Consider the following 13,752-nt stretch of genomic DNA (forward strand, 5'->3'; position numbering starts at 1 on the left):
GCCGAGGTCGGCCGGTGGCAGGACGATGGAGGGGACCGTACGCAGGGGGGCTGACCTGCGGGAGGCCCCCGGTGGCACGCAGCGCATCGACCGACGTACTCATCGCGGGCGCCGGCCCGGTCGGACTGACCCTCGCCGCCGAGCTGCGGCGCTCGGGCGTCTCCTGCCGGATCGTGGACCGGCTGCCCGCCCGGCTGCCGTACGCCAAGGCGGTGGGGATCCAGCCGCGCACCCTGGAGCTCTTCGACCGGATGGGCCTGGTGCGGGACGTGCTGGACGCGGCGGTCCCGATGCGTGGACAGCTGACGTACGTGAACGGGGCCGAGCAGGGCCGGATCGAGCTCGTCCTCCCGCCCGAGGTGCCGTACGGCTTCGCCGCGCTGCCGCAGTACGAGACCGAACGCGTCCTGGAGGAGTTCCTCGGGCGGTTCGGCACCCGGATCGAGCGCTCGACGGAGCTGGTGGCGTTCGCCCAGGACCCGGCGGGGGTGACCAGCCGGCTGAGGTCGTCGTCCGGCGGCGAGGAGGAGGTCCGGTCCCGGTTCCTGGTGGGGTGCGACGGGGCGCACAGCGTGGTCCGCAAGGCGCTCGGACTCACCTTCGAGGGCGGTGCGTTCCCCGAGGAGTACATGCTGGCCGATGTGGAGGTGGGGTGGGGGCTGCCGCCCGGGTACGGGGTGCGGTCCATGCACCGCGGGGAGGACGGCGCGGTCGACGACCTGCTGGTCTGCATCCCGCTGCCGGGCCGGGGCCGCTACCGGATGTCGATGCTGGTGCCGCCGGAACTGTCGGCATCCCGTCCTTCGGAGCCGTCGGCCGGGGACGGTGTGGCGCACGGCCTCGAAGGCGGTACGGCGCCCGCCCTCGCCGACATCCAGAAGGTCCTGGACCGGCTGGCGCCGGAGCCGGTCACCGCGTCCGCGCTGCGCTGGTCCTCGGTGTTCCGGATCAGCCACCGGCTGGTGGACCGGTACGGGGAGGGCCGGGTGTTCGTCGCCGGGGACGCGGCGCACATCCATCCGCCGACCGGGGCCCAAGGCATGAACACCGGGGTCCAGGACGCCTGCAACCTGGCGTGGAAGCTGGCCCTGGCCGTCGGGGACGCGGCCCACCCGCGCCTGTTGCCGAGCTACGACGCCGAACGGCACCCGGTGGGCGAGGAGGTGGTGGGCCGGACGGTCCGCCACGCCGCCGAGGGGGTCCAGGCCGATCCGGCGGACCCGGAGACGCTGATGCTCCGCGAGGCCCAACTCCTCGTCAACTACCGGGAGAGCCCGCTCGTGACGCCGCTGCCCCCGGGGGACGAGGCCGCGCTCCGGCCCGGCGACCGGGCCCCGGACTGCGGGGGCCTCACCGGGGACATCGCCGCGTATCCGGTGCGGCTGTTCGACCTGCTGCGCGGGCGCGGCCACGTCCTGTTGGTGTACGGGCACCACCCGGCCGGTGACGCGCCCGGCGATCTCGCGGCGGCGGCACGGGAGTTGACCGGCGGCCGGATGGAGACGTGCCGGATCCTGCCCGCCGGCGCGCCGCCGGACGAGGCGACGGGGATTCCTCATCACCACGACAGCCGGGGCGAGTTCGCGCGGCAGTACGGGGTGGAGGAGGGCGCGGCGTTCGTCGTACGCCCGGACGGCTACCTCGGCGCCTGCCTCCGGCCGCCCACGGTCGGGCAGTTGAAGGAGGCGCTGGGGAGGGTCTTCGCCTGGTGAGGGCAGGAGCTCCGCTGCGGGAGGGTGGCCGCCCTCCCGCAACGGAGCTGTCTTCTGCTACTTCGGCATCAGCACCGTGTCGATGATGTAGACGGTGGCGTTGGCGGTCGGCACGTTGCCGCAGACCACGCTGGCGCTGTCGTTGACCTTGTACGACTCACCGGAGCCGGCCGTGGTCAGCGTGCTCTTCTGGAGGGTGTCGAAGGTGCCGCTCTCCAGCTGCTGCGGGGTGAGCTTCTGACCCACGACGTGGTAGGTGAGGATCTCGGTGAGCTTGGCCTTGTCATTGAGGACGGCGTCCAGGTCGGCCTTCGGGATCTTGGCGAAGGCGTCGTTGGTCGGGGCGAACACCGTGATGTTCTCGGCGTTGTTGAGGGTGTCGACGAGGCCGGCCTTCTGCACGGCGGCGACGAGCGTGGAGAGCGCCGGGTTGTTGGACGCGGCGGTGGCGACCGGGTCCTTGGCCATGCCGTCGAAGCTGCCCGCACCGTCCTTCGGGACGCCGGCACAGGCCGGGCCGAACGGCTTGTCCGTCATGGCGTCGTCACCGGCGGCCGGCTTGGACTCCTCGGGGGTGGAGCCCGCGGCGGAGGAGCTGTCGGAGGCCTTGTCCGAGCCGGAGTCGGAGCAGGCGGTCAGCGTGAGGGGGAGCATCACGGCGGCGGCGACGGCGACGGCTGCACGGCGGTGGCGAAGGGCGTTCATGGAGTTCTCCTGGTTCGTACGTAAGGGGAAAGGGGAAGGAAGTGCTGCTGCTGAGAGGTCTGCTGACGTGTGATCAGTCCACGGTGACCACCACCGAGTGCCAGCCGCTGGCCCCGTCCGGGACCGTCTTGGTGCGCTTCTCGGTCTGGACCTCGCCCGTGCCGTCCGTGGCGCGGACAGTGAGGGTGTGGCCGCCGGGAATGGCCTTCCAGGGGTAGGACCACTGGCGCCAGGTGTCGACGGTGTCCTGCTCGGCCAGCTGGGCCGGGCGCCACGGGCCGTCGTCGACGCGGATCTCGACCTTCTCGATCCCGCGGTGCTGGGCCCAGGCCACTCCGGCGACCATGACCGTGCCGGCCTCGGGGCGCCCGAAGGGCTTGGGGGTGTCGATGCGGGACTGGGTCTTGATGGGGGCCTTGCGGGCCCACTTGCGCTTCACCCAGTAGGCGTCGTAGTCGTCGAACGTGGTGAGCTCGATGTCCTCGATCCACTTGCAGGCCGAGACGTACCCGTACAGGCCGGGGACGAGCATGCGGACGGGGAACCCGTGGACGAAGGGGAGCGGTTCGCCGTTCATGCCGACGGCGAGCATCGCGTCCCGGCCGTCCATGACGTCCTCGACGGGGGTGCCGAGCGTCATGCCGTCCACGGAGCGGGCGATGATCTGGTCCGCCTTTCCGCCCCGCGACGGCGGCTTGACACCCGCCTCCTTGAGCAGGTCGGCCAGGCGTACGCCGATCCACCGGGCGTGGCCGATGTAGGGGCCGCCGACCTCGTTGGAGACGCAGCAGAGGGTGATCTCGCGCTCGATCAGGGGCCGGTCCAGCAGGTCCTGGTAGGTGAACTCCAGGTCCCGGCGTACGCCCTTGCCGTGGATGCGCAGCCGCCAGGAGTTGGCGTCGACCTTGGGGACCACCAGGGCGGTGTCCACCCGGTAGAACTTGCTGTTGGGGGTGGTGAACGGGGGGAGGCCGGGCACCCGCAGCTGCGCCCCGGCCGGGATGGGCTTCGCGGGCGAGGCCGGGGCGGGGAGCCGTGCCGCCTCACGGGAGGCGACGGCGTCCTGGGCGCTGCGGCCGTTGAGGGTCCGGCCGACCGCTCCCGCCACGGTGGAGGCGGCGGCCGCGGCGGTGGCGGCGACGAGGAAGCCCCGCCGGTCCCAACCACTCTCGTCGCGAGCCTCCTCCTCCCCCGCGACCCGGCGCGGCCGGGTGAGCCGACCGATGAGGACGTACAGGAGGACAGCCCCGGCCACCGCGCCGACCAGCGACGGAAGTCCGTCGACGACGCCGGTGGAGTCGGGGCGGCTGACGGCCGAGGCGGCGCCGACCACACCGAAGGCCAGGACGGCGGCAGAGCCCGTACGACGGTGACGCAGCGCCAGCACGCCGACGACGACGGCGAAGAGGGCGAGCGTGACGACGATGCCGAGCTGCAGGACGAGCTTGTCGTTCTCGCCGAAGTTCCGGATCGCGAAATCCTTCACCGCGGCGGGGGTGCGGTCGATGGCCGCCCCGCCGACCGCTGTCACGGGGCTCGCCTCGGGCCTGACGGCGGCCGAGACGAGTTCGGCGACGGTCAGTGCGGCGAATCCCGCCAGCAGTCCGCTCAGGGCTGCGAGCGTTCCGCGGGTCAGGGCTGTCCGGGTGATCCTCACGGTCGTCATTCGGAGCCGTGGGGCGGACGGATTGGTCGATCACCCGATCACGTGAAACTCAGGCGATCACCTGCGGCGGGTACGCGTACCGGCGTAAGGGGGTGGAACGCGAACCGCCCCGGCAGGCACGGGGCCTACCGGGGCGGAGCGGAGTGAGGGCGGATGCGGCCGCCCTCACCTCACGTCAGGCGAGGCTCGCGATCGCCTTGTTGAACGTGGCGGACGGGCGCATGATCGCCTCGGCCTTGGCCGGGTCGGGCTGGTAGTAGCCGCCGATCTCGGCCGGGGAGCCCTGCACCGCGACCAGTTCGGCGACGATGGTCTCCTCCTGCTCGGCCAGCGTCTTGGCGAGCGCCGCGAACGCCTCGGCGAGCTTGGCGTCGTCGGTCTGCTGCGCCAGCTCCTGGGCCCAGTAGAGGGCCAGGTAGAAGTGGCTGCCGCGGTTGTCGATACCGCCGAGGCGGCGGCTCGGGGACTTGTCCTCGTTGAGGAACGTGCCGGTGGCCCGGTCCAGGGTGTCGGCGAGGACCTGGGCCCGCGCGTTGTCCGTGGTGGTGGCCAGGTGCTCGAAGCTGACCGCGAGGGCCAGGAACTCGCCCAGGCTGTCCCAGCGGAGGTAGTTCTCCTTGACGAGCTGCTGGACGTGCTTGGGGGCCGAGCCGCCGGCGCCGGTCTCGAAGAGGCCGCCGCCGTTCATCAGCGGGACGACGGAGAGCATCTTCGCGCTGGTGCCGAGCTCCAGGATCGGGAAGAGGTCGGTCAGGTAGTCACGGAGCACGTTGCCGGTGACGGAGATGGTGTCCTCGCCGCGGCGGATGCGCTCCAGGGAGAAGGCGGTGGCCTCGACCGGGGACTTGACGGTGATGTCCAGGCCGTCCGTGTCGTGGTCGGCGAGGTACGTCGTCACCTTGGCGATCAGGTTGGCGTCGTGCGCGCGGGTCTCGTCCAGCCAGAACACGGCCGGGTTGCCGGTGGCGCGGGCGCGGGTGACGGCGAGCTTGACCCAGTCCTGGATCGGCGCGTCCTTGGTCTGGCACATCCGGAAGATGTCACCGGCGCCGACGGCCTGCTCCAGCACGGCGTTGCCGTCGGCGTCCACGACGCGCACGGTGCCGGTGGCGGGGATCTCGAAGGTCTTGTCGTGGCTGCCGTACTCCTCGGCCTTCTGCGCCATCAGACCGACGTTGGGCACCGAGCCCATGGTGGCCGGGTCGAAGGCGCCGTTGGCGCGGCAGTCGTCGATGACGACCTGGTAGACACCGGCGTAGCTGCTGTCCGGGAGGACGGCGATGGTGTCGGCCTCGTTGCCGTCCGGGCCCCACATGTGGCCGGAGGTGCGGATCATGGCCGGCATGGAGGCGTCGACGATGACGTCGCTGGGGACGTGCAGATTGGTGATGCCCTTGTCGGAGTCGACCATCGCGAGGGCGGGGCCCTCGGCGAGCTCGGCCTCGAAGGACGCCTGGATCTCGGCGCCGACGCCCGGCAGCGAGTCGAGGCCCTTGAGGATGCCGCCCAGGCCGTCGTTCGGGGTGAGGCCGGCGGCGGTGAGCTGCTCGCCGTACTTGGCGAAGGTGTTCGGGAAGAAGGCGCGGACCGCGTGGCCGAAGATGATCGGGTCGGAGACCTTCATCATGGTGGCCTTGAGGTGCACGGAGAACAGCACACCCTCGGCCTTGGCGCGGGCGACCTGCGCGGTGAAGAACTCGCGCAGCGCGGCGACGCGCATGACGGCCGCGTCGACGACCTCGCCCTTGAGTACGGGTACGGACTCGCGCAGCACGGTGGTGGTGCCGTCGTCGCCGTGCAGTTCGATCCGGAGCGAGCCGTCCTCGGCGATGACCGCGGACTTCTCGGTGGAGCGGAAGTCGTCGACGCCCATGGTGGCGACGTTCGTCTTCGAGTCGGCGCTCCAGGCGCCCATGCGGTGCGGGTGGGCCTTGGCGTAGTTCTTGACGGACGCGGGGGCGCGGCGGTCGGAGTTGCCCTCGCGCAGCACCGGGTTCACGGCGCTGCCCTTGACCTTGTCGTACCGGGCGCGGACGTCCTTGTTGGCGTCGGTCTGCGGGTCGTCCGGGTAGTCCGGGAGCGCGTAGCCCTGCTCCTGGAGCTCGGCGATCGCGGCCTTGAGCTGCGGGATCGACGCCGAGATGTTCGGCAGCTTGATGATGTTCGCGCCGGGCGTCTTGGCCAGCTCGCCGAGCTCGGCGAGTGCGTCATCGATACGCTGCTCGGCCTTGAGGTGCTCCGGGAAACTGGCGATGATCCGGCCCGCGAGGGAGATGTCACGGCGCTCCACCGTGACACCTGCGGTCGAGGCGTAGGCCTCGATCACGGGCAGGAACGAGTAGGTCGCCAGGGCAGGGGCCTCGTCGGTGTGCGTATAGATGATGGTCGAGTCAGTCACCGGGTGCTCCGCTCCACGTCTGCAACATTGCTTGACATCAAGATATCTCGTCACCGCCCGTGGCTCCACAAGGCCCCCGCACGGCTTCACAGTCCGTACGGGGTCCGGTGAGCGTTACCTCACTCCGCGTTACGAGATCGGCGGCCGGTGCTCGTACCAGCGCAGGTCGTCCTCCAGCTGGGCGGCCAGGGCGATCAGCCGCTCCTCGCTGCGGGAGGGGCCGAGGAGCTGGGCGCCGACGGGGAGGCCGGAGCGGGTGAAGCCGGCCGGGACGTTGATGCCGGGCCAGCCGAGGACGTTCCACGGCCAGGCGTAGGGGCAGGCGGCGGCCATGGTGACGTCGGTGCGCCAGGCGCTGAGCCGGTCGAAGGTGCCGATACGGGGCGGGGGCGCGGCGGTCGTCGGGGTGAGGAGGACGTCGTACGTGTCGAAGAGGGCGCCGATCCGGCGGTGCTGGCGCACCTCGCGGGCGCGGGCCGCCCGCACCACCCGGCCGCCGAGCCGCGTCCCGGTCCGCAGGGCGCTGCGGGTGCGGGGGTCGAGGAGGGCCGGTTCGGGGTGGCGGGCGGCGAACTCGGCGATGCCGGCCGTGGCGCGGGGCACGAAGGTAAGGCCGATCAGCCCGTACCGGGGGCGGGCCTCCTCGACGTGGTGGCCGAGCCGGGCCAGGGTGTCGGCCAGTGCGGCGACGGCCCGGCGCACCTCGGGGTCGGGTCCGGCGCCGGTGAGGGTGAGCGGGGGCCGCCAGGCGAGGGCGATCCGGAGGCGGCCCGGGTCCCGGCGGGCGGCGTCGGAGGCGCGGACGGCGGGCGGGCGGTGGAAGTCGTCGGGGTGCGCGCCGGCGGCCGCGTCCAGCAGGAGCGCCGCGTCGGCCACCGTACGGGCGAGCGGGCCGTTGACCGTGAGGCCCTGGAAGGCGTCGTGGTGCGGGTGGACCGAGACGCGGCCGCGCTGTGGCTTGATGCCGACGAGGTGGGTCCAGGCGGCGGGGATGCGGACGGAGCCGGCGCCGTCCGAGCCGAGGGCGGCGGGGACGAGCCCGGCCGCGACGGCGGCGGCCGATCCGCCGGAGGAGCCGCCGGGGGTGTGGGCGGTGTTCCAGGGGTTGCGGGTGGCACCGAAGGCGGGGCCCTCGGTGAACGGCCACTGGCCCAGCTCGCAGGAGTTGGTCTTGCCGACGATGACGGCCCCGGCGGCGCGCAGCCTCCGTACCGCCTCGCTGTCGGTGGTGACCGGGGGCCGCTCGCCGTCGCAGCCGAAGTGCGTGGGCAGGCCCGCCACATCGGTGTCGTCCTTGACCGCGACCGGGACGCCCAGCAGTGGCAGCCGCTCCCCCGCCGCCAGCCTGCGGTCGGCCTCGGCGGCCTCCGCGAGGGCGGCTTCGGCCCGCAGGTGGCGGAAGGCGTTGAGGGTGGGCTGCGCGGCCTCGATCCGGGCGAGGGCGTCGGCGACGAGGGCGGTGGAGGTGGTGGCGGAGTCGGCCAGCAGGCGTGCGCTCTCCGCGAGGCCGGGCATCGGCGCCGGGGCGGGCACCCGGTCCCGGTGCGACCGTACGGCCGGGCCGGTCTGCTCCGTGGGCTCCGCTGAGGACATGGGCGTGCCGCCTCCCTCGTGGCCGCGGGGTCGGCCGGTCGTCCCGGCCACTACCCACACGTACTTACTGGAGGGTAACGAGAGGAGGCGGCACGCTCAACCGTTACGGGCCTACGGCCCCGGCGTCACGGGCGGACGTGGATCTCGCCGATGCCCGTGCCGATCTTCCCGCAGTGCGCGGTGGACTGGTCCGACTCGCCGGGCCGCACCGTGACGCGGTTGCCGTCGACGTCCGGTGCCCAGCCGCAGACCAGGTGGACCCAGAAGGTCTGCGTCTGGCTGCCGTTGTTGCGACAGAGCGCGAAGCCCGTGTACTCGTCGATGGCGTGCTTACCGGTGTGGCAGGAGAGGCCCGGCGGGATCGCGGCCGGTGCGGCGGCCGGCGTCGCCGTCGCCGAGGTGACCGGGATCGCCAGCGCGAGCGCCGTCGACACGACGGCGAGCGTCCGCAGGACGGACCGGGAGCGCGCCCCCGTGGCCGTGCCGCCCTTGCTCCTCGTCCCCGTGAACAGGTTCATGGTTCTCCTTCGTGGAAGTGCCTGCGCGTACGGGACGCGCGTGGTGCGTCCGTACGGGATCCCCGATGGGATCGCCGCAGCTCTGCCCACGCTCCGTGGCCGAAAACACCGCCGCACTTCACTCTCCGTACGCGCACCGGGCGGCGCCCCCGCTCCCGGCGTACGCTCGAATGTGCCGGTCACTCTGGTTCGCACGCCCTGACCGGGGCCTTTTCGAGGAGGCGACGTGAGCGGACACCGTTGGGCCGCCCGGGCGGCAGCGGGCGCGGCGGCCGTCGCTCTCACCGTGACGGGTGGTGCGGTCGCGCAGGCTGACGACGACATCGCCTCGCTCACCGCCGAGCAGATCGCGGACCGCTCACGCGACGCCCTGCTCGGGGTCTCGTCCCTGCATCTGAGCGCCCGGGGCGATCTCGACGGGAGCGGCGACCGGATGAGCGTCGACCTGACGCTCGACCGGGAGGGCAACTGCGCGGGCGGGGTCGACATGGGCGAGGACGGTTCCGTGGAGATCGTGAAGCGCGCCGACGATGTCTGGCTGAAGCCGGACAAGGCGTTCTGGGAGACCCATGTCCCGATCGGCGGCTCCACCTTCGACGCGATCCTCGACGGCCGCTACATGAAGGCGAAGGCGGACGACCCCCGGCTGATCACGGTGACCGAGGTGTGCGATCTCGACACCTTCCGCGAGCTGATCACCGACAACCCGGACGTCACCGAGCGCGGCACGCTGACGAAGGGCCGGGAGACCGAGGTCAACGGCACGCCCGTCATCCCGGTGACCCGCACGCAGGGGACCGAGCGGCTGACGGTGGACGTCGCCACCGAGGGCGAACCGTACCCGGTGCGGATCACCGTGCGGGGGGCGGACGAGGAGGGGACCGTCAGCTTCTCCGGCTTCGACCGGCCGGTGCCCGCCGAAACTCCGGCGGCGTCGGAGACGGTGGATGTGACGGCTCTGCTGGGCCGCAGCGTCAAGCCGGTGTGAGCACGCGTCCCGGTCGCGGGGCCGGTCCGCACACACCGCGCAGAACCGGCCCCACCGCCATCAGGCCCGCTCCCGGCGCTCCCGCCCGGTCAACGCCACGTACAGCACCAGCGAAGAGGCCAGCCCGACCGCCCAGCCGTAGTCGGCCAGCGGCTTCAGGAAGGGGATCAGCCCGTCGGCCGGGAAGGGCCCCTTGCCGGGCGCCGAGTGGGAGCCGCCCACCGCCAGGACGCCGCCCACCGCGAAGGCCGCCACCGCCCGCCAGTTCCAGCCGGCCCGGTACCAGTAGCGGCCGCCGGGCCGGTAGAGGTCGGCCAGGTCCAGGACCGTGCGGCGGACGATCCAGTAGTCGGCGATCAGGATGCCCGCCACCGTACCGAGCAGCCCGCCGACCAGCCCCAGCCAGGTGAAGATGTACAGCTCGGGCGTCTCGGTGAGCTTCCACGGCATGATGACGACCCCGACCACACCCGTGATCAGCGCCCCGCCCTTGAAGCTGATGAACCTCGGCGCGAGGTTGGCCAGGTCGTACGCCGGTGAGACCACGTTCGCCGCGATGTTCACGGAGATCGTCGCGATCAGCACGGTGACCAGGCCGAAGAGGAGTCCGAAGACGTTGTCCGTGCGGGCGACGAGCTGGACCGGGTCCCAGATGGCGACCCCGTACACCGCCTGCGAGCCGGAGGTGACGAAGACCGACAGCAGGGCGAAGAACGTCATCGTGGTCGGCAACCCGAGCGACTGGCCCCAGATCTGGGCGCGTTGGCCCGCGCCGAAGCGGGTGAAGTCGGGGATGTTGAGGGAGAGCGTCGCCCAGAAGGCGATCATGCCCATCAGCGACGGGAAGAAGACCGGCCAGAAGTCGGCACCCCAGCCGAGCGCGGACGGCTGGTCCAGCAGCGGGCCGAAGCCGCCCGCCTTGACCGCGACCCAGACGAGCAGCGCGACGGCCCCGACCAGGACGAACGGCGCCGCCCAGTTCTCGAAGCGGCGCAAGGCGTCCATCCCCCGGTAGATGATGGCCAGTTCGAGCGCCCAGAAGAGCGTGAAGCAGAGCCAGAGGGTCCACGGCTGGCCGCCGATCTCCCCGGCGTTCGCCCAGCCGCCGAAGACCTTGCCGAGCAGGGTGAAGATGCCGACGCCGCCGATCCAGGTCTGGATGCCGAACCAGGCGCAGGCGACGGCGGCCCGGATCAGGGCGGGCAGGTTGGCGCCGCGCAACCCGAAGGAGGCGCGGGCCAGGACCGGGAAGGGGATGCCGTACTTGGGTCCGGCGTGCCCGGTGAGCAGCATCGGGGCGAGCACGATCACATTGGCGAGCGCGATGGTGAACACGGCCTGTTTCCAGTCCATGCCGAGCGCCACCAGGCCGGAAGCGAGCAGCCAGGACGGGATGTTGTGGGCCATCCCGATCCACAGGGCCGCGAAGTTGTACGTCGTCCAGGTGCGCCGCTCCACGGGGACGGGCAGCAGGTCGTCGTTGGCGAAGCGGGCGTCGTCGGGGACGTATCCGTGGGCGAGTTCGACGCGGTCGGACGCGGCGGTGGCGGCCGCGCCGGGTATCGCGTCCTGCGGGGAAGGTGGCGGGGTGGGTGGGACGGTGGCGGTCATGGCGGCTGAGCCCTTCGCTCGGGAGCGGTGCCGTGCGGGGCGGTGCGAGCGGAGTTACTGAAGAGGTGTGTGGTCCTCAGGCGTTCAGCGCGGGGATGATCGTGGATCCGTACGCGTCGATGGTCGCCTCGCGGGCGTCGTGCATGTTGTAGACGGCGAACTGGTCGACGCCCATGTCCCGCAGCGCCCGGAGCTTCTCGATGTGCGCCTCGGCGGGTCCCAGCAGGCAGAACCGGTCGACGATCTCGTCCGGGACGAAGGCGGTGTCCGGGTTGCCGGTGCGTCCGTGGTGGCTGTAGTCGTAGCCGGAGCGGCCCGCGATGTACGCGGTCAGCTCGTCCGGCACCATCCCCGAGTGTTCGCCGTAGCGGGCGACCAGGTCGGCCACGTGGTTGCCGACCATGCCGCCGAACCAGCGGCACTGCTCACGGGCATGGTCGAGGTCGTCGCCGACGTAGGCGGGGGCGGCGACGCAGATGGTGACGGAGTCCGGGTCCCGGCCGGCGTCGGACGCCGCGTCCCGTACCGCCTTGATCATCCACTCGGTGAGGAACGGGTCCGCGAGCTGGAGGATGAAGCCGTCCGCCTTCTGGCCGGCCAGCGCGAGGGCCTTGGGCCCGTACGCCGCCATCCACACCGGCAGCCGCCCGTCCTTCACCCACGGGATCTGCACCGGCTGCCCGTCGACCGTGGCCTCCCGGCCCTCGGCGAGGTCCCGGATGACGTCGATGGCCTCCCCCACCCGGGCCAGCGTGTTGGGCCGGCGGCCCGCGACCCGCATCGCGGAGTCGCCGCGCCCGATCCCGCACACCGTGCGGTTGCCGTACATGTCGTTGAGGGTGGCGAAGGTGGAGGCGGTGACCTCCCAGGTGCGGGTGCCCGGGTTGGTGACCATCGGGCCCACGATCATCCGGTCGGTGTGCTCCAGGATGCGGCTGTAGATGACGAACGGCTCCTGCCAGAGCACCGCCGAGTCGAAGGTCCAGCCGTAGCGGAAGCCGTTGCGTTCGGCGCGGCGCATCAGGCCGACGACGGCGGAGGCGGGCGGGTCGGTCTGGAGGACGAGTCCGAAGTCCATGCGGGATCTCCTAGTCGAGGTACTGACTGGTGGCACGCGGGGTGTACATGCCGTGTCCGGCGCGTCCGGTGAACTTCCGCCTGTCGACGACGAGTTCACCGCGTGAGAGCACGGTCTCGACCTGGCCGGTGATCCGTTTTCCCTCGTACGCCGAGTAGTCGACGTTCATGTGGTGCGTCTCGGCGGAGAGGGTCTGCTCGGCGTGCGGGTCGTAGATGACGATGTCCGCGTCGGCGCCCGGGGCGATGGTGCCCTTCTTCGGGTAGAGGCCGAACATGCGCGCCGGGGAGGCGCAGGCGATCTCGATCCAGCGGCGGCGGGTGATGTGCCCGTCCACGACGGCCTGGTGCAGCAGGTCCATCCGGTGCTCGACGCCCGGCATCCCGTTGGGGATCTTGGAGAAGTCGCCGCGGCCCATCTCCTTCTGGCCGGAGAAGCAGAAGGGGCAGTGGTCGGTGGAGACGACCTGGAGCTCGTTGTTCCGCAGGCCCCGCCACAGGCTCTCCTGGTGCTCCTTGGGGCGCAGCGGCGTGGAGCAGACGTACTTCGCTCCCTCGAAGTCGGGCTCGGCGAGGTTGTCCGTGGAGAGGAAGAGGTACTGCGGACAGGTCTCGCCGAAGACCGGCAGCCCCTTGTGGCGGGCGGCGGCGATCTCCTCCACGGCCTCGTCGGCGGAGACGTGGACGACGTAGAGAGGTGATCCCGCGACCCGGGCGAGCTGGATGGCGCGGTGGGTGGCCTCGGCCTCCAGGGCGACCTTGCGGACGTCTCCGTGGTAGCGGGGGTCGGTCCGGCCGGCGGCGAGCGCCTGCTCGACCAGGACGTCGATGGCGATGCCGTTCTCGGCGTGCATCATGATCAACCCGCCGTTGCCGGAGGCCTGTTGCATGGCCCGCAGGATCTGGCCGTCGTCGGAGTAGAAGACGCCCGGATACGCCATGAACAGCTTGAAGGACGTGACGCCTTCGGCGACGAGGCGGTCCATCTCCTTGAGCGAGGACGGGTTCACGTCGGCGAGGATCATGTGGAAGGCGTAGTCGATGGCGCAGTTGCCGTCGGCCTTGGCGTACCAGGCGTCCAGCCCTTCGCGCAGGGACTTCCCCACGCTCTGGATCGCGAAGTCCACGATGGTGGTGGTCCCGCCCCAGGCCGCGGCCCGGGTGCCGGTCTCGAAGGTGTCGGCGGCGTACGTGCCGCCGAACGGCATCTCCATGTGGGTGTGGCCGTCTACGCCGCCCGGGATGACGTACTTGCCGGTGGCGTCGATGGTGCGGTCGGCGCTCCAGCTCTCCGCGGCGTCGGTGCCGTGGGCGGCGAGTGCGGCGATGCGCCCGCCCTCGACGAGGACGTCGGCGTGGATCTCGTCGGACGCGGTGATGACCAGACCACCGCGGATGACGGTGCGGCTCATGGGTACCTCCTCGCTGGGGCGGTACGGGGGTCCCCGCACAGGGACCCCCGTACACAGGTCAGTTGGCGCTCG

General features: G+C 71.8%; 10 protein-coding genes. 2 read left to right on the forward strand and 8 right to left on the reverse strand.

Going from position 1 to position 13,752, the window contains the following annotated elements:
- The first annotated feature begins 71 nt into the window (after positions 1–71).
- Positions 72–1,712, forward strand: a complete 1,641-nt coding sequence (locus tag R2B67_RS04760; RefSeq protein ID WP_317816583.1) for an FAD-dependent monooxygenase — start codon at positions 72–74, stop codon at positions 1,710–1,712.
- A gap of 57 nt (positions 1,713–1,769) precedes the next feature.
- Here the strand turns inward: R2B67_RS04760 and R2B67_RS04765 are convergent, their stop codons facing one another.
- From R2B67_RS04765 to R2B67_RS04785, 5 genes are all read right to left on the reverse strand, one after another.
- The gene (locus R2B67_RS04765; protein WP_164240618.1) at positions 1,770–2,417 is read right to left on the reverse strand and encodes a fasciclin domain-containing protein; all 648 of its coding nucleotides are present in this window, start codon (positions 2,415–2,417) and stop codon (positions 1,770–1,772) included.
- A gap of 73 nt (positions 2,418–2,490) precedes the next feature.
- Positions 2,491–4,083, reverse strand: coding sequence for a molybdopterin-dependent oxidoreductase (locus R2B67_RS04770; RefSeq protein WP_317816584.1), 1,593 nt, complete (start codon positions 4,081–4,083; stop codon positions 2,491–2,493).
- A gap of 175 nt (positions 4,084–4,258) precedes the next feature.
- On the reverse strand, positions 4,259–6,481 hold the full coding sequence (locus tag R2B67_RS04775; RefSeq protein WP_317816585.1) for an NADP-dependent isocitrate dehydrogenase: 2,223 nt from the start codon (positions 6,479–6,481) through the stop codon (positions 4,259–4,261).
- Positions 6,482–6,610: 129 nt separating this feature from the next.
- Entirely contained in the window at positions 6,611–8,074 is a 1,464-nt protein-coding gene (locus tag R2B67_RS04780; protein ID WP_317816586.1) for an amidase, read from the reverse strand.
- Positions 8,075–8,199: 125 nt separating this feature from the next.
- Positions 8,200–8,592, reverse strand: a complete 393-nt coding sequence (locus tag R2B67_RS04785) for a hypothetical protein (RefSeq protein WP_109980220.1) — start codon at positions 8,590–8,592, stop codon at positions 8,200–8,202.
- 226 nt (positions 8,593–8,818) lie between these two features.
- Here R2B67_RS04785 and R2B67_RS04790 point away from each other — a divergent pair, with 226 nt between their 5' ends.
- The gene (locus R2B67_RS04790; protein WP_317816587.1) at positions 8,819–9,580 is read left to right on the forward strand and encodes a hypothetical protein; all 762 of its coding nucleotides are present in this window, start codon (positions 8,819–8,821) and stop codon (positions 9,578–9,580) included.
- A 60-nt stretch (positions 9,581–9,640) separates the two neighbouring features.
- Here the strand turns inward: R2B67_RS04790 and R2B67_RS04795 are convergent, their stop codons facing one another.
- The 3 genes from R2B67_RS04795 to hydA all read right to left on the reverse strand — a co-directional run bounded on the left by R2B67_RS04795 (position 9,641) and on the right by hydA (position 13,680).
- The gene (locus R2B67_RS04795; RefSeq protein ID WP_317816588.1) at positions 9,641–11,191 is read right to left on the reverse strand and encodes an NCS1 family nucleobase:cation symporter-1; all 1,551 of its coding nucleotides are present in this window, start codon (positions 11,189–11,191) and stop codon (positions 9,641–9,643) included.
- Positions 11,192–11,267: 76 nt separating this feature from the next.
- Positions 11,268–12,269 (reverse strand): TIGR03842 family LLM class F420-dependent oxidoreductase, encoded by a 1,002-nt coding sequence (locus tag R2B67_RS04800; RefSeq protein ID WP_317816589.1) that lies wholly within the window; start codon positions 12,267–12,269, stop codon positions 11,268–11,270.
- A gap of 10 nt (positions 12,270–12,279) precedes the next feature.
- The gene (gene hydA / locus R2B67_RS04805) at positions 12,280–13,680 is read right to left on the reverse strand and encodes a dihydropyrimidinase (RefSeq protein WP_317816590.1); all 1,401 of its coding nucleotides are present in this window, start codon (positions 13,678–13,680) and stop codon (positions 12,280–12,282) included.
- Positions 13,681–13,752 lie beyond the last annotated feature (72 nt).

This window comes from Streptomyces cyaneofuscatus, from assembly GCF_033109485.1.
GTDB lineage: Bacteria > Actinomycetota > Actinomycetes > Streptomycetales > Streptomycetaceae > Streptomyces > Streptomyces cyaneofuscatus.